The sequence below is a fragment of the Streptomyces sp. NPDC048352 genome, from assembly GCF_040651895.1.
Taxonomy (GTDB): Bacteria; Actinomycetota; Actinomycetes; order Streptomycetales; family Streptomycetaceae; genus Streptomyces.
In genome coordinates this window covers 25150-41903 of sequence record NZ_JBEZKZ010000066.1, presented here as the reverse complement: position 1 = coordinate 41903, position 16754 = coordinate 25150, and the positions used below count along the sequence as shown (strand labels likewise).

10 protein-coding genes are annotated in these 16754 nt (G+C 72.7%); 2 read left to right on the top strand and 8 right to left on the bottom strand.

Annotated elements, in window-relative coordinates; all coding sequences use genetic code 11:
- Positions 1-178: 178 nt before the first annotated feature.
- Together AB0D45_RS27040 and nrdR are read right to left on the bottom strand one after the other, a co-directional pair.
- On the bottom strand, positions 179-3076 hold the full coding sequence (locus AB0D45_RS27040; protein ID WP_361603761.1) for a vitamin B12-dependent ribonucleotide reductase: 2898 nt from the start codon (positions 3074-3076) through the stop codon (positions 179-181).
- A gap of 137 nt (positions 3077-3213) precedes the next feature.
- Positions 3214-3729: a transcriptional regulator NrdR gene (gene nrdR / locus AB0D45_RS27035; RefSeq protein WP_362463650.1), complete on the bottom strand. Its 516-nt coding sequence runs from the start codon at positions 3727-3729 to the stop codon at positions 3214-3216.
- Positions 3730-4256: 527 nt separating this feature from the next.
- Between nrdR and lexA the strand changes: the two genes are divergently transcribed.
- A complete protein-coding gene (gene lexA, locus AB0D45_RS27030; RefSeq protein ID WP_125602045.1) occupies positions 4257-5048 on the top strand; it encodes a transcriptional repressor LexA in 792 nt (263 codons plus the stop codon).
- Positions 5049-5126: 78 nt separating this feature from the next.
- Here lexA and AB0D45_RS27025 read toward each other — a convergent pair whose 3' ends face one another.
- The 4 genes from AB0D45_RS27025 to AB0D45_RS27010 form a co-directional block, all read right to left on the bottom strand.
- Positions 5127-7097, bottom strand: coding sequence for an ATP-dependent DNA helicase (locus AB0D45_RS27025; RefSeq protein ID WP_362463648.1), 1971 nt, complete (start codon positions 7095-7097; stop codon positions 5127-5129).
- A gap of 84 nt (positions 7098-7181) precedes the next feature.
- Positions 7182-7856, bottom strand: coding sequence for a GNAT family N-acetyltransferase (locus AB0D45_RS27020; protein ID WP_362463645.1), 675 nt, complete (start codon positions 7854-7856; stop codon positions 7182-7184).
- Positions 7857-7887: 31 nt separating this feature from the next.
- Positions 7888-9786 carry an IucA/IucC family protein gene (locus tag AB0D45_RS27015; RefSeq protein ID WP_362463642.1) on the bottom strand — a complete coding sequence of 633 codons (1899 nt, stop codon included), beginning with the start codon at positions 9784-9786 and terminating at the stop codon, positions 7888-7890.
- Between the two features lie 698 nt (positions 9787-10484).
- Positions 10485-11762 (bottom strand): diaminobutyrate--2-oxoglutarate transaminase family protein, encoded by a 1278-nt coding sequence (locus AB0D45_RS27010; protein WP_362463659.1) that lies wholly within the window; start codon positions 11760-11762, stop codon positions 10485-10487.
- A 394-nt stretch (positions 11763-12156) separates the two neighbouring features.
- On the opposite strand from AB0D45_RS27010, the gene AB0D45_RS27005 reads away from it, so the two are divergent.
- On the top strand, positions 12157-13332 hold the full coding sequence (locus AB0D45_RS27005) for a hypothetical protein (protein WP_361603778.1): 1176 nt from the start codon (positions 12157-12159) through the stop codon (positions 13330-13332).
- An 85-nt stretch (positions 13333-13417) separates the two neighbouring features.
- On the opposite strand, the gene hflX is transcribed toward AB0D45_RS27005, so the two are convergent.
- Positions 13418-14923 carry a GTPase HflX gene (gene hflX / locus AB0D45_RS27000; protein ID WP_361603781.1) on the bottom strand — a complete coding sequence of 502 codons (1506 nt, stop codon included), beginning with the start codon at positions 14921-14923 and terminating at the stop codon, positions 13418-13420.
- A 230-nt stretch (positions 14924-15153) separates the two neighbouring features.
- Positions 15154-16662, bottom strand: a complete 1509-nt coding sequence (locus AB0D45_RS26995) for a M1 family metallopeptidase (protein ID WP_362463638.1) — start codon at positions 16660-16662, stop codon at positions 15154-15156.
- Positions 16663-16754: the final 92 nt, after the last annotated feature.

Sequence of the window (16754 nt, the reverse complement as noted above, 5' to 3'; positions counted from 1 at the left end):
GTGCGCCCCCCGTTGGGGGGGGGGGGTGTTGCTTCTGTCGGGGGGGGCCCGTCGGGGGGGGGGGGCGGGGGGCGGGGGGGGGGGGGGCCCCCCCCGCCCCCCCCCCCCTCCCTCACAGAGATCGCGCTTCGGGTTCAGCTACGCCGTGATGTGGCATCCGACGCGCTTCCGCCCGGTTTCAGCTGCAGCCGCTGGTGGAGCCGCAGCCCTCGCAGATGTAGCAGGAGCCGGCGCGCTGCATCTTCGTACCGCAGGAGAAGCAGAGCGGGGCGTCGGCGGAGACGCCGAGCTGCATCTCGACCAGTTCGGCGTTGCTGTGCGCCGTCTTGGGAGCCGGGACCGGGGCGACCGCGGCCGGCTTCGGGGCGGAAGCGGCCGGGACCGACGCGAGCGGCGCCGACTGGGCGAGGGTCTCGGTGTCGAGCTCCTCCTCCTCGAGCGGCTCGTAGGAGCCGGTGTCGAGGTGGCGCTGACGCTCCTCGGCCGAGTGGATGCCGAGGGCGGAGCGGGTCTCGAAGGGCAGGAAGTCCAGCGCCACGCGGCGGAAGATGTAGTCGACGATCGACTGGGCCATCCGCACGTCGGGGTCGTCCGTCATACCGGCCGGCTCGAAACGCATGTTGGTGAACTTCGCGACGTACGTCTCCAGCGGGACGCCGTACTGCAGGCCGACCGAGACGGCGATCGAGAAGGCGTCCATCATGCCCGCGAGGGTCGAGCCCTGCTTGGACATCTTCAGGAAGACCTCGCCCAGGCCGTCGTCCGGGTAGGAGTTCGCCGTCATGTAGCCCTCGGCGCCACCGACCGTGAAGGAGGTGGTGATCCCCGGGCGGCCCTTGGGGAGGCGCTTGCGGACGGGGCGGTACTCGATGACCTTCTCGACCGCCGTGCGGATGGTCTCCTCGGCCTTCTCGGTGATCTCGGCCTTCTCCTCCTCCTTCTTCTTGGCGGAGAGGGGCTGGCCGACCTTGCAGTTGTCGCGGTAGATCGCGAGCGCCTTGACGCCCAGCTTCCACGCCTCGAAGTAGATCTCCTCGATCTCCTCGACGGTCGCCGACTCCGGCATGTTGACCGTCTTCGAGATCGCGCCGGAGATCCAGGGCTGGATCGCGGCCATCATGCGGACGTGGCCCATCGGGGAGATGGAGCGCTCGCCCATGGCGCAGTCGAAGACCTCGTAGTGCTCGGACTTCAGGTGCGGGGCGTCGACGACGTTGCCGTGCTCGGCGATGTGGGAGACGATCGCCTCGATCTGCTCTTCCAGGTAGCCCATGCGGCGCAGGGCCTGCGGGACGGTGCCGTTGACGATCTGCATCGAGCCGCCGCCGACGAGCTTCTTGAACTTGACCAGGGCCAGGTCCGGCTCGACACCGGTGGTGTCACAGGACATCGCGAGGCCGATGGTGCCGGTCGGCGCGAGGACGGAGGCCTGGGCGTTGCGGAAGCCGTTCTTCTCGCCGAGGCGCAGGACGTCCTGCCAGGCCTCGGTGGCCGCGGCCCAGATCGCGTTGTCCAGGTCCTCGGTGCGCGGCGCGACGGCGTTGGCGTCGGCGTGCTGCTTCATGACGCGCTTGTGCGAGTCGGCGTTGCGGGCGTAGCCGTCGTACGGGCCGACGATGGCGGCCAGCTCGGCGGAGCGCTTGTACGCGGTGCCGGTCATCAGCGAGGTGATCGAGGCGGCGAGGGTGCGGCCGCCGTCCGAGTCGTAGGCGTGGCCGGTCGCCATCAGCAGGGCGCCGAGGTTGGCGTAGCCGATGCCCAGCTGGCGGAAGGCGCGGGTGTTCTCGCCGATCTTCTGGGTCGGGAAGTCGGCGAAGCAGATGGAGATGTCCATCGCGGTGATGACGAGCTCGACGACCTTGGCGAAGCGCTCGGCGTCGAAGGACTGGTTGCCCTTGCCGTCGTCGTTCAGGAACTTCATCAGGTTCAGCGAGGCGAGGTTGCAGGACGTGTTGTCCAGGTGCATGTACTCGCTGCACGGGTTGGACGCGGTGATGCGGCCGGACTCGGGGCAGGTGTGCCAGTGGTTGATCACACCGTCGTACTGGATGCCCGGGTCGGCGCAGGCCCACGCGGCCTCGGCGAGCTTGCGGAAGAGCGCCTTGGCGTCGACCTTCTCGATGACCTCGCCGGTCATGCGGGCGCGCAGGCCGAACTCGGTGCCGTTCTCGACGGCCGTCATGAACTCGTCGTTCACACGGACGGAGTTGTTGGCGTTCTGGTACTGGACGGACGTGATGTCGTCGCCGCCCAGGTCCATGTCGAAGCCCGCGTCGCGCAGGGCGCGGATCTTCTCCTCCTCCTTCACCTTGGTGGCGATGAAGTCCTCGACGTCCGGGTGGTCCACGTCCAGGACGACCATCTTGGCCGCACGGCGGGTGGCGCCGCCCGACTTGATCGTTCCCGCGGAGGCGTCGGCGCCGCGCATGAAGGAGACGGGGCCGGAGGCGTTGCCGCCGGAGGAGAGGAGCTCCTTGGAGGAGCGGATGCGGGAGAGGTTCAGGCCGGCGCCGGAGCCGCCCTTGAAGATCATGCCCTCTTCCTTGTACCAGTCGAGGATCGACTCCATGGAGTCGTCGACGGCCAGGATGAAGCAGGCGGAGACCTGCTGCGGCTGGGGCGTGCCGACGTTGAACCACACCGGGGAGTTGAAGCTGAAGATCTGGTGCAGGAGGGCGTAGGTCAGCTCGTGCTCGAAGATCTCCGCGTCGGCGGGGGACGCGAAGTAGTCGTAGTCCTCGCCGGCCTTCGTGTACGTCTTCACGATGCGGTCGATGAGCTGCTTGAGACCGGTCTCGCGCTGCGGGGTGCCGACGGCGCCGCGGAAGTACTTGCTGGTGACGATGTTGACCGCGTTCACCGACCAGAAGTCGGGGAACTCGACGCCGCGCTGCTCGAAGTTGACCGAGCCGTCGCGCCAGTTGGTCATGACGACGTCACGGAGCTCCCAGTTCACCTCGTCGTACGGGTGCACGCCGGGGGTGGTGTGGATGCGCTCGATCCGCAGGCCGCCCTTGGCGGCCTTGGTCCCCTTGGTGCGGGAACCACGTGCCGAGCTGCTCGCCGTCTCTGTCATGCCGCCTGCCTCCCATATGCGGGCAAAAACGCCCTAAAGTGCCAGCGCTATTCCGCCGCACAGTGCTGTGTGTCTTGTATCTACGAATCTCGCCGTCCCGGCCGGCGGGGCCGCGCCGCGCTTGCGGCCCCGTGCGGTCAGTCGGCGGCGGAGGCGGGCACGGGGACGACCCTGGGGGTCCCTCCGGGCTCGCACTCATGGGGGTGAGGCCGCGGCTCGCGCAGTTCCGCGATGGCGGTCTCGAAGTCTTCAAGGGTGTCGAACGCTTTGTACACGGATGCGAACCGCAGGTACGCGACCAGGTCGAGCTCCTGCAACGGGCCGAGTATGGCCAGACCCACGTCGTGGGTGGTCAGCTCGGCGCTCCCGGTGGCGCGCACCGCCTCCTCGACCCGCTGGCCGAGCTTGGCGAGGGCGTCCTCGGTGACCGGCCGTCCCTGGCATGCCTTGCGGACGCCGGAGATGACCTTGGTACGGCTGAAGGGTTCGGTGACCCCGCTTCGCTTGATCACCATCAGCGAGGCCGTCTCCACCGTCGTGAAGCGACGGGAGCAGTCGGGGCACTGACGGCGCCGGCGGATCGACGTTCCGTCGTCGGTGGTGCGGCTGTCGACGACGCGGCTGTCGGGGTGCCTGCAGAAGGGGCAGTGCATGGTTCCCTCACCCTCCTCTTGACACGACTGGATCACCGCACGGAGCCCTGCGACAACGGAGAGCGAGTCTCCGCCGGGGGCTCGTGAAGCAGCCACAAGCATATGCGATGCCAGGCGCCCCGGCGGACCGGGGACCACAACTTCTGGGCGGCTGAGACCATCCAACCACTAGATCTTGGGTTGGACCGGATTTGGGCCACTCCGCGTGTCGCGGCGTCCGATGGCCGGATACGGGGGCTCGCGGTGCCACACTGGGCGCAGCGGCGGACCCGGCCCGGGCACGGCCGATCCAACCGGGAAGGGTACCGTAAGGAGCGGACGCGGAGCCGAACCCGCGTTCGGTCCGACCGGGCGGCTACAGCCTTCCTGCGGACCGTCGGACCGGCCACCCGTACCGGCCTCCATACACCCACCTATCTAGCCCAGGTGGGGGATCCTCGATTTTTCACTCGAACGTGTGTTTGGCGCAACCTTTCGAAAGCTACTACCGTTGTCCAGCTAGGGAGAACATTTCGAGAGGGGCCGACGTGACCACCACCGCAGACAGTGCCACCATCACTGCCCAGAACCGCTCCCAGAGCCGACTCGAGCCGGTGCACGCCATGAATGACGCCAGTCAGAACCAGGAGGCGGAGGCCGTACGCCCCGCACGCTCGCTGCCAGGGCGACCTCCAGGCATCCGCGCCGACAGCTCCGGGCTCACGGACCGGCAGCGGAGGGTGATCGAGGTCATCCGGGACTCCGTGCAGCGCCGGGGGTACCCGCCGTCGATGCGGGAGATCGGCCAGGCGGTCGGCCTCTCCAGCACCTCGTCCGTGGCACACCAGCTGATGGCCCTGGAGCGCAAGGGCTTCCTGCGGCGTGACCCGCACCGCCCGCGCGCCTACGAGGTGCGCGGCTCGGACCAGCCCAGCTCGCAGCCCACCGACACCACCGGCAAGCCCGCCGCCTCCTACGTTCCCCTGGTCGGCCGGATCGCGGCCGGCGGCCCGATCCTGGCCGAGGAGTCCGTGGAGGACGTGTTCCCGCTGCCCCGCCAGCTCGTCGGCGACGGCGAGCTGTTCGTCCTCAAGGTCGTCGGCGATTCGATGATCGAGGCCGCGATCTGCGACGGCGACTGGGTCACCGTCCGCCGTCAGCCCGTCGCGGAGAACGGCGACATCGTCGCGGCGATGCTGGACGGCGAAGCCACCGTCAAGCGCTTCAAGCGCGAAGACGGGCACGTCTGGCTTCTCCCGCACAACGCCGCCTACCAGCCCATCCCGGGTGACGAGGCGACGATCCTCGGCAAGGTCGTCGCCGTGCTGCGCCGGGTCTGAATCCGCCCGTCGCCCCTCAGCCAGCTCCGGGACCCACTGCGCCGGTCCCGGAGCTGTTGCATGCCCGCAGCCGCGGACCTACGTGCCGTCTGCCTTCGCGCCCGCGTCGATCGCCGCCAGCGAGCGGCGCACCTGGTTGCGGTCCGTGGTGTACCAGAAGTCGGGCAGCGAGGCCCGCAGGAAGCTCCCGTACCGGGCCGTGGCCAGACGGGGGTCCAGGACGGCGACGACACCGCGGTCGCCCGAGGCCCGAACGAGCCGGCCGGCGCCCTGGGCCATCAGCAGGGCCGCGTGGGTGGCGGCGACCGCCATGAAGCCGTTGCCGCCGTTCTCCTCCACCGACTTCTGCCGCGCGCTCATCAGCGGGTCGTCGGGGCGGGGGAACGGGATCCTGTCCATGATCACGAGCTGGCAGCTGGGTCCGGGCACGTCCACGCCCTGCCACAGGGAGAGCGTCCCGAACAGGCAGGTCCGCGGATCCGCCGCGAAGGCCTTGATCAGCTCTCCCAGCGTCTCCTCGCCCTGGAGCAGGATCGGGTTGTCGAGCCGCCCGCGCAGCTCCTCGGCCGCGGCCTTGGCTCCGCGCATGGAGGAGAAGAGGCCGAGGGTGCGGCCGCCGGCCGCCTCGATCAGCTCCGCCAGCTCGTCCATCATGTCGCCGCGCGTGCCCTCCCGGCCCGGGGTGGCCAGGTGCTTGGCGACGTACAAAATGCCCTGCTTGGGATAGTCGAACGGGGACCCCACGTCCAGGCCCCGCCAGAGCGGCACGTCCTCCCCCTCCACCCCTTCCGGGGAGAGGCCGAGCGAGGCCGCGACCCCGTTGAAGTCACCGCCCAGCTTGAGGGTGGCGGAGGTGAGGACCACCGAGCGGTCCTCGAAGAGCTTCTCCCGCAGCAGCCCGGACACCGAGAGCGGGGCGACCCGCAGGGTCGCGCCGAACCGGTCGTGCCGTTCGTACCAGACCACGTCGTACTCGGAGCCGTTCGTGATCCGCTCCGCGACCGCGTGGACGTTCTCCACCGCGGCCAGGGCCTGCTTGCGGACCGCGTCCTCGTCCTGGACGGACTTGTCGCGGGTGGAGCCGATCGCGGAGATCACGCTGCGCGCGGAGTCGCGCAGCGACATCAGCGCGTAGCCGAGGTCCTCGGGAATCTGCTCCAGACGGCCGGGGAGCGCCAGCTCCATGACCCGCTCGAAGGTCTCCGAGGCGGTCTGCAGCGAGTCCGCGACCTTCTCGTCGACGAGCTTGGCGGCCCGCTTCACGGCCCGGTTGACCTGGCCCGGGCTGAGCTCGCCGGTGGCGACGCCGGTGACACGGGAGACCAGCTCGTGGGCTTCGTCCACGATCAGCACCTCGTGCTGGGGCAGCACCGGGGCGCCTTCGATGGCGTCGATGGCGAGCAGCGCGTGGTTGGTGACGACCACGTCGGCGAGCTTGGCCCGCTCACGGGCCGCCTCCGCGAAGCACTCGGCGCCGTACGCGCACTTCGTGGCGCCCAGGCACTCCCGGGAGGAGACCGAGATCTGGCTCCAGGCCTTGTCGGAGACGCCCGGGGTGAGGTCGTCGCGGTCGCCGGTCTCCGTCTCGTCCGCCCAGTCGCGCAGGCGCAGCAGGTCCTTGCCGAGCTTGCTGCTCGGGGCGGCCGCTTCGAACTGGTCGAAGAGGCCCTCTTCCTCGTCCTGCGGGGCGCCCTCGTGCAGCCGGTGCAGGCACAGGTAGTTCGACCGGCCCTTGAGCATGGCGAACTGCGGCCGCCGGCGCAGCTGCGGATGCAGCGCCTCGACCGTGCGCGGCAGGTCGCGCTCCACGAGCTGGCGCTGGAGCGCCAGCGTCGCCGTGGCGACGACCACGCGCTCGCCGTGGGCGAGGGCCGGCACCAGGTAGCCGAGGGACTTGCCGGTGCCGGTACCGGCCTGGATCAGCCGATGGGAGTTGTCGTCGATCGCTTCGGCGACGGCTTCGGCCATGGCCACCTGGCCGGGCCGCTCCGTGCCGCCGACGGCGGAGACGGCGGCGTGCAGCAGGTCGGGGAGGGAGGGCTTCGTCATAGCACTGCCAACCCTACGGGGCGCCACCGACAGCGGCCGCATCGATCACTCTTCAGGGCGGTGCGGGGGAAGCCGGGGCGGTGATCAGAGCAGGTGGCGCAGCGCCCGCTCACGGATCATCAGGGCGGCTCGTTTGCCGGGGAGGTCGATTTCCCTGGAATAGCGGAAACCGGCGTTCATGAAGGCCGCGACGGAGGGGGTGTTGCGCACGTCCGGTTCCGCGATGACGCGTGTGCAGCGGGGGCGGTTGTCGAAGACGAGCTCGGCGACGGCGCGCAGCAGCGTCTTGCCCAGGCCCCGGCCGCGGTTCGTGCCGTCTCCGATGAGCAGGTGGATGCCGGTGTCGTGGGAGCGCGCCGGGTAGTGGCGGGAGAACGGGTCGAGATCGGCCCGGTAGATCTCCCAGTAGCTCATGGGGCTGCCGTCCAGGAGGCCGAGGCAGGGGATGCTGTGGCCGGGGCCGTCGAGCTGGGCCCGCAGGTGGGCCGTGGTGACGGCGGCCGGGCCGTCCAGTTCCCAGTAGGCAGCCACTTCGGGGTCGTTCATCCAGCCCGTGAGCAGGTCCACGTCCCGGCTCGGCCGTACGGGTTCGAGGCGGAAGGCCCCGACCGGTGTCGCGACCGCGCCCCAGCCCGCGGGTGAGTCGAGGAGGTCCGCCTCGGCGAGCAGCGGCAGCAGTCCGGCGGTGAAGCGGTGCGCGGTGGCCTCCTGCGAGACGGGGCTGCCGGCGGAGCCGGTGGTCGTGTCCGTGGGAAACATCGGGGCTCTTCTCGGTGTCGGCGGGAGCGCGTCAGTCGTGCAGGGGGTTGGCGATGGTGACGTAGACGGACTGGGTGTCGACGGGGCCTACGAGCTCGTCGAGGCCGCCCAGGCGGGTGAGCAGGTTCGCCTTGCAGCGGAGGGTGGGCGAGTCGAGCAGCTGCCCGGGGACCGGGCCGAGACCCGCGGCCTTGCCGAGGAAGCGGCGGAAGGCGGCGAGGAGCACGCGCTCGTCCGCGAGCCGCTGGGATCCGAAGGCGCCGATGAGGCCGATCACGTTGTTGATGCCGAGGTAGTAGGCGAAGCGTTCGTCGGTGACGGCGTCCGGGACGAAGGTGTCGCTGGTGCTGCCGATGCCGGGGAGGCGGCGTTCCAGTTCGGCGCGCCAGGAGTCGCGGAAGTAGTAGCCCTGGTTGTCGCGGAAGCGGCCGCCGACGGGCCAGCCTGCCTGGTCGAGGATCACCAGGGTGTTCTGCTGGTGCGCTTCGAGGGCGATGCCCGCGAGGGCGTCGAAGGCGAGGACCGGCAGGACGACGTGGTCGAGGTAGCGCAGGAACCACTCCGTGGCGACGGCGGAGACGGGCCGGCCGGTGGTCACGGCGAGCCGGGAGAGGGTGTCGGCGAGCCGGGAGCGCATGGTGGGCCGGCCGGGCCACGGGCGGAGGGAGGTCAGTGCGGCGACGCAGACGGCGTCGTCGTCGGAGCCGAAGGGGTTGTGGCGCAGGACGGCGTCGAATCCCCGGACGGGAGTGCCGTCCAGGGCGTCGACGGCGACCCAGGCGGGGTCGCGCACGATGTCGAAGCCGGGGTGGGCGCTCTGCCACTGCTCGGCGAGGCCGGTGCGGAGCAGCCGGTGCACTTCGACACCGCGGTGGAGTTCCTTGCGGAGGTTCTCGCGTCGGGAGTTGGTGATGCGCAGGCCGAGGGAGAGCTTGAGCATCGCCGGGACGCCTGGGCGGTGGACGGTGCGGACGGAGGAGGTGGGGTACCAGGGGTCGCCGTACGGGCCAAGGTCGGTGAGGAGGCCCGCGTCGCGGAGGGCGGTGACGGCGGGGCGCCGGAGGAGGTCGCGGGCCTGCCAGGGGTGCAGGGGGAGGGCGGTGGTGCCGGCGGGCAGCGGGAGTCCGGGGGCGAGGCGGGCGAGGAGCCGGGCGGCGGAGACGGGGCGGCCCCGTTCGGTCCAGGCGGAGTCGGTGGCGAGGGCGTCGGGGGCGACGGCCATCCAGTGCAGGGGGAAGGAGCCGTGGAGTTCGGGCGAGTACTGGCGTACTTCGGCTTCGGAGAGTCCTTCGCGGCTCTTGGGGTCCGGCTGGAGGGGGTGGCCGAGGAGGAGTGACTGTTCGGCGGTGAGGAAGCGGTCCCCGGCGACGGGGGCGGGCCCGGTGGGGCGTCGGCGCCGGTCGGCGATGAACTCGGCGGTGCGGCGCACCGAGTCGGCGACCCGGCCCACGAGGTCGGTGCCGCTGCGGCCGTCGCCCTCGCGGGCGAGCAGGGCGGCGAGGGTGACGGCGTCCACGGCCTGCGCATGGGCGGGGGTGCCTTCGATGCGGGCGGGGGCAAAACGGTGCCAGCCCGCCGGGGACCAGTACCGGACGGGGACGAGCAGGGCGGCCCCGGACGCGGGGAGGGGGATGCGGAGCAGGGTTCCGGCCGGCCCGTCGGGGCGGCCGACACCCCTCTCGCGGACCCAGCACCGCAGGAGGTTCTCCACCGTCGCGGCCTCGGCGGCGATGGCCGGGTCGGCGTGGTCCAGCAGGTCGGGGAGCGCCGCCGGTTCGGGGCCGGCCGGTCCGGTGCCGCCCACGCGGGGGCGGAGGGTGCCGTCCTGCTGCCGGGGCACGGTGCCGGTGCCCGCCGGGGGGTGGGCCGGGCGTGCCTGCCCCGCCGAGGGGGCGGGTCCGGGCGAGGCGGCATGCCCCGGCGCAGGCACCGCTCCGGCGTGGGCGCGCCCGGGCCCGGCCTGCCGAGCCGGGTCCCCCGCCGGGTGCGCCGGGGCCGGGTCGGCTGCCGCCGGGTGAACCGGAGCATCCGTCGGGGTGACCGGGGCTGCCGCACAGTCGGCCAGGGGCCCTCCGGGGCCGACCGCGGGTCCGGCAGGGTCGGCCGGAGCCGGGTGGGCCGGAGCCTCCGCCGGGGTGGCCGGGTGTACTGCCCAGGGGGCCGGGGTCCCTGCCGGGCCGGCCGGGGGTACTGCCCGGGGGGCCGGGGTCCCTGCCGGGGTGGCCGGGGGCGCTCCCCAGGATGCCGGGTTCCCTGGCGGGACGGGCGGGGATGCTGCCCAGGGGGCCGGGGTCGCTGCTGGGGCTGCGGCAGAGGCGGCCGGGTGCGCCGGGGTCGCGGCCGGCAGCGCTGGGGCCGCGGCAGGCGCGGCCGGGGGCGCTGCCCAGGGGGCCGGGGTCGCTGCTGGGCCTGCGGCAGAGGCGGCCGGGTGCACCGGGGTCGCGGCCGGCAGCGCTGGGGTCGCGGCAGGGGCGGCCAGGGGTGGCGGGTCGTCCGACGTCCGGGGTGGTGGCCAGGCGGCCGGGGTGCCCGGCGGGCGGGTGGGGGCGGAGGGGGGCGCTTCGTCGGCCGGGGGCGGGGTGGCGGGGCGGGGGGCGGGGTCGGGCATCGGGGGTCCTTCGCGTGCGGTCAGTGGAGCCGGCGGGCGGCGGCGGGGACGGCGTCGGCCAGCCGGTCCAGGACGGCCGCGGCCTGTTCGTCGGTCAGGGTCAGCGGGGGCAGCAGCCGCACGACGCTGGAGTGGCGGCCCCCCAGCTCGACGATCAGCCCGCGGTCCAGGCACTCCTGGCGGACCTCGGCAGCGAGGGCGGGCGCTGCGGCGCCGGTGGCGGGGTCGACCAGTTCGAGGCCGATCATCAGGCCGCGGCCCCGGACGTCGCCGACGCAGGGCTGGTCCGCGGCGAGGCCGCGCAGCGCCGCCAGCATCCGTCCCCCCAGGACCGCCGCACGCTCGGCGAGGCCGTTGCGGCGGACGTAGGCGAGGGTGGCGGTGCCCGCCGCCATGGCGAGCTGGTTCCCGCGGAACGTTCCGGCATGGGCGCCGGGGGCCCAGACGTCCAGTCCGGCCCGGTAGACGATCACGGCGAGCGGCAGGCTGCCGCCGATGGCCTTGGACAGGACCATCACGTCGGGGACCACCCCCGCGTGGTCGACGCCCCAGAAGGCGCCGGTGCGGCCGACCCCGGTCTGCACCTCGTCCGCGATGAGCGGGATGCCGCGGGCTGCGGTGATCTCCCGCATCCGGCGCAGCCAGGCGTCCGGGGCCGGGTGGACCCCGCCCTCGCCCTGCACGGGCTCGACGATCATGGCGGCGGGTGCCGGCACCCCGCCCTTGGGGTCGTCCAGCAGGCTCTCCGTCCAGCGGGCGCCGAGCCGTGCCCCCTCGGCGCCGCCGACCCCGAAGGGGCAGCGGTGGTCCTGCGGGTAGGGCAGCCGGGTCACCCGTACGTCGCCGGCGCCGCCCGAGGCCTCCAGTGCTCCGGCGGTCATGCCGTGGTAGGCCCCGGTGAAGGTGAGGAGCCCGCTGCGTCCGGTGGCGGTGCGGACCAGTTTCAGCGCGGCCTCGACGGCGTCGGTCCCGGCGGGGCCGCAGAACTGGATGCGGGCGTCGGCGGCGAGCTCGTCCGGCAGGTTCGCGAAGAGCTCGGTGGTGAAGGCGTCCTTGACCGGGGTGGCCAGGTCGAGGACGTGCAGGGGTGCCCCCGAGTCGAGGACGCCGCGGATGGCTTCGAGTACGACGGGGTGGTTGTGCCCGAGGGCGAGGGTGCCCGCGCCGGAGAGGCAGTCGAGGTAGCGACGCCCGTCGGCGCCCTCGATCGTCAGCCCGCGGGCGCGCACCGGCACGATGGGCAGCGAGCGGGCGTAGGTCCGGGCCGCGGATTCGCGCAGCGCCTGCCGGCGCAGGATGCCCTCGGCGGAGGCGGGCCCGCGCCCGCCCTGCGGCGGGACCTGCGCCCCGGGCGACGCCTGCGCCGCGGCGTCCGCCGCGGTCCGATGGGGGGTTTGCGCCGCGGCTGCGGTCGGCTCGGTCACGGCCACGACTGTCGGTCCTCCCGCACGGCTGCCCTTCCGGATCGCGCCTCGAACACGGGCGCTGCTGCTCCATCCCCCGTACGTAGCAACGACGGTGGGGGCGCTCGATCACGGGTCGCCCGAAGATCCTTGCGGTCCCGGCCGGAATGCCTCCCCGAGGAACCGCCGACCCGGGGGCCGCCGTCCTAGGCCACGGCGGCATAGTGGGGTTGCGATCCACCCCGATCGACTCCGTCCAACACCTCGAATCTCCAGGGGGATTTACGACATGCGACCGAACCGACCGGTCACCGCGATACTCAGCGCGGCCGCGCTCGCGCTGACGGCCTCGGCCTGCGGACCCGACGGCGGTGAGGCCGGCGGCGACGCCAAGCCGACCGTGGCTGCGAGCCTGCCGTCCGGCGCGACGGACGGGATCCAGATCCCGGACGAGCTCAAGGACAAGCTCAAGCAGCACGGCTTCGACCTGGAGAAGTGGAGGGGGGGCGCCTGGAAGAACTGGAAGAAGGAGGACTGGCTCCGCGAGGCGGGCGACTACGTCAACCCGATCATCGACGGTCTCTGGGACCCGGACCGGATGCGTGACGCGGAGCAGCCGCAGCGCCCGGCCGTCGACCCGGACGCCGGCAAGGACCAGGGCGTCACCGATCCCACCCCGGCGCCCGTGGCGGCCACGCCGGCGGCTTCGCCGTACCACACGAGCGTTCCCGCGTCCGGCAAGGTCTTCTTCGACGGCCCCGAGGGCTCGATGGTCTGCTCGGCGACGGTCGTGAAGGACCCGGCCCACCCGGGCAAGTCCAACATGGTCTGGACGGCGGGCCATTGCGTGCACGCGGGCAAGGCCGGCGGCTGGTACCGCAACATCGCGTTCGTCCCGTCCTACAACAACGCCGGCAAGCCGGCGGCGGCCCTCAAGGGCGCGCCGCGCGAGCAGGTGGCCCCGTACGGCGTGTGGTGGAGCGACTGGGCGCAGACCTCCGACCAGTGGATCGCCACCGGCGGCCCGACGGGCGGCGCGGGTGCCCCGTACGACTTCGCGGTGCTCCACGTGACGCCGGAGAAGGGCGGCGGCAAGTCGCTGGAGGAGACGGTCGGTACGGCGCTGCCGGTGGAGTTCAACGCCCCGGCGGTGCCGAAGGTCGCGAGCATGACGGCGACGGGCTACCCGGCGGCGGCCCCGTTCGACGGGCAGAAGGCGTACCAGTGCACGGACAAGCCGGGCCGGCTGGCGCTGCGGCAGGCCGACCCGGTGATGTACCGCATCGGCTGCACCATGACGGGCGGTTCCTCCGGTGGCGGCTGGGTCGCCGCGGGTGCCGACGGCAAGCCGGCGCTGGTGTCGAACACCTCGATCGGTCCGGCGAAGGCCGGGTGGCTGGCCGGACCGAAGCTGGGTCCGGAGGCCAAGGGCATCTACGACGCGGTGAGCGCGAAGTTCAAGTAGCCCCGGCGGTCGACCACATGGGGGAGGGCCCCCGCTCGATCCGGGCGGGGGCCCTCCCTCGTGTACTGCTGCCTTGCTCGTGCCGTTACTGCTTGGCGGGCACGTACGGCGTCAGCTCGGCCGCCAGTTCCCGGTGGACCCGGGCCTTGAGCAGGGTGCCCTCCGGGGTGTGCTCCTCGGAGATCACCTCGCCCTCGGCGTGGGCCCGGGCGATCAGCCCGCCGCGGGTGTACGGCACGAGGGCCTCCACCTCGACCGCGGGCCGGGGCAGCTCGCTGTCGATGAGCGCGAGGAGTTCCTCGATGCCCTGGCCGGTGCGGGCCGAGACGGCGATGGAGTGCCGCTCGATGCGCAGCAGCCGCTGCAGGACGAGCGGGTCGGCGGCGTCCGCCTTGTTGATCACCACGATCTCGGGCACGTCGACCGCGCCGACCTCGCGGATGACCTCGCGCACCGCCGCCAGCTGCTCCTCCGGTGCCGGGTGCGAGCCGTCCACGATGTGCAGGATGAGGTCGGAGTCGCCGACCTCCTCCATCGTGGAGCGGAACGCCTCGACGAGGTGGTGGGGCAGGTGCCGGACGAAGCCCACGGTGTCGGCCAGGGTGTAGACGCGGCCGGAGGGGGTTTCGGCCCGGCGCACGGTCGGGTCGAGGGTGGCGAACAGTGCGTTCTCCACCAGCACGCCCGCGCCCGTGAGGCGGTTGAGCAGGGAGGACTTGCCGGCGTTGGTGTAGCCGGCGATGGCGACCGAGGGGACCTTGTTGCGGCGGCGTTCCTGCCGCTTGATGTCCCGGCCGGTCTTCATCTCGGCGATCTCCCGGCGCATCTTGGCCATCTTCTCGCGGATGCGGCGCCGGTCGGTTTCGATCTTGGTCTCACCGGGGCCTCGGGTGGCCATGCCGCCACCGCCGCCGCCGCCCATCTGCCGGGACAGCGACTGGCCCCAGCCGCGCAGGCGCGGCAGCATGTACTGCATCTGCGCGAGTGCGACCTGTGCCTTGCCCTCTCGGGACTTGGCGTGCTGGGCGAAGATGTCGAGGATGAGGGCGGTCCGGTCGACGACCTTGACCTTGACCACGTCCTCGAGCGCGATGAGCTGGCCGGGGCTGAGCTCGCCGTCGCAGACGACGGTGTCGGCCCCGCTCTCGAGCACGATGTCGCGCAGTTCGCGGGCCTTGCCGGAGCCGATGAAGGTGGCCGGGTCGGGCTTGTCGCGGCGCTGCATCACACCGTCGAGCACGAGGGCGCCCGCCGTCTCGGCGAGGGCCGCGAGCTCCGCGAGGGAGTTCTCGGCGTCGCTGACCGTGCCGGAGGTCCAGACACCGACGAGGACCACGCGCTCCAGGCGGAGCTGGCGGTACTCGACCTCGGTGACGTCCTCGAGTTCGGTGGAGAGACCGGCCACGCGGCGCAGTGCCGCGCGGTCGGAGCGGTCGAACTGGTCGCCGTCCCGCTCTCCGTCGACCTCGTGGCTCCAGGCGACGTCCTCTTCCATCAGGGCATCGGCCCGAAGGCTCTCGGTGAAGCTCTGCGCGTCCCGCACGTCCTGCGCGTCCCGCGGGTCCTGGGAAGGGGAAGAAGAGGAGGTCATTGGATCCTTACGTCGATTCGATGGTGTCGCGCCGGGCGGTCCCGGTCCGGCCGGTTCGGCCAGGGCCAAAGGTACCGCTGTGCGTGACATAACGCTGTCACGTCCAACGCGTGGGCCGGTCCACTGATTCCCCGGAGCGCGATCCCCCGGGAGGTGGTCCCCCGGAGCGCCCCGTCGGCCTCGTTGATGGTGTCATGCCCGTTCCCCGCCCGTCATACCGTTTTCCGCCCCTACGGCTTGCGCGGGGCGGGGGAGGACGCGGCGGCCCGGGAGGGTGCCGGGGCGGCGGAGGAGGCCGGGGCGGCCCAGTCGGGGTGTCCCGGCATCGCCGGCGTGGTCTCCCCGTACAGCCACGGCCGCAGGAAGGCGGTCAGGTCGCGTCCGGCCTCCCGTGAGGCCAGCCGTACGAAGTCCTCCGTGCCCGCGGTCCCGTCCTTGTGCTCCGCCACCCAGCGCCGCTCGACCCGGTCGAAGGCGTCGGCGCCGATCTCCTGGCGCAGGGCGTAGAGGATCAGTGCGGCCCCGTCGTAGACGACGGGCCGGAACAGGCCGATCTTCTGCCCGGGGGCGGCCGCCTTGGGCGCGGCCGGCGGGCCGCCCTGGGCCCGCCACTGGTCGGAGCGCTGGTAGGCCTCGCGCATGCGCCGCTCCAGGGGGTACTTCCCGAGCCCGTCCGCGTACAGGGCCTCGTACCAGGTGGCGTGTCCCTCGTTGAGCCACAGGTCGGACCAGGTCCGCGGGGTCACGCTGTCGCCGAACCACTGGTGGGCGAGCTCGTGGACCATGACGGACTCGACGTACCAGTCCGGGTAGCCGGCCGCCTCCCCCGCGAACAGGCCCTGCTCGAAGAGCGAGAGGGTCTGGGTCTCCAGCTCGAAGCCGGTCTTCGCCCGGGCGATCAGCACCCCGTAGTTCTCGAAGGGGTAGCGCCCGACGCGCTCCTCCATCCACGTGACGTGCCCGGCGGTCTTGGCCAGCCAGGGCTCCAGCCGCTCCCGGTCGGCGGCGGGCACCACGTCGCGCAGCGGCAGGCCGTGCGGTCCGGTGTGGTGGAGGACGGCGGAGCGGCCGATGGAGACCTGGGCCAGCTCGGTGGCCATGGGGTGCAGGGTCCTGTACGTCCACTCGGTGGCGCCGCCGGCGCGGGCGGCCGGGAGGGCGCCGGGCAGCCCGTTGGCGACGGCCCTGTACCCGTCGGGGGCGGTGATCCGGAAGGTGAAGAAGGCCTTGTCTGCGGGGTGGTCGTTGCAGGGGAAGACGCGGTGGGCGGCGTCGGCCTGGTTGGCCATGGCCAGGCCGTCCTCGGTGGTCACCCACCCGCCGTCCGAGGCCCTGCCGCGCGGGTCGCTGGTGTGCCGGACGGTGATGTGCAGCGCTGCGCCGGCGGGCACCGGGTGCGCGGGGGTCAGGACGAGGTCCTCCCCGGCGGCCTCGAAGCGGGCGGGCTGCCCGTTGACCTGGGCGGAGGCCACCGTGCCGTGGGTGAAGTCGAGGTTGACCCGCTCCAGCGGCTCCAGGCTGCGGGCCCGGATGGTGGTGACCGCGTCGAGCGGGCTGCGGTTGTCCTTGTACGTCAGGGACAGGTCGTAGGCGAGGACGTCGTAGCCGGGGTTGCCCAGCTCGGGGAAGAGCCGGTCGCCGATGCCCAGCGGCTTCGGCGGGGGCAGCACGGCGGCGACGAGCGTGAGGGAGGCCGCGGCGAGCAGGGAGGCGCGCAGGCGGGGGGAGGTGAGCTGCATCCACCATCGCTTACCAGCGCGTGTCGCGGGCCCGCGAGCGGCGCGCGACGACGCCACCCGAACGGGGCGCCCGGACGGGCACCGGACCCCGT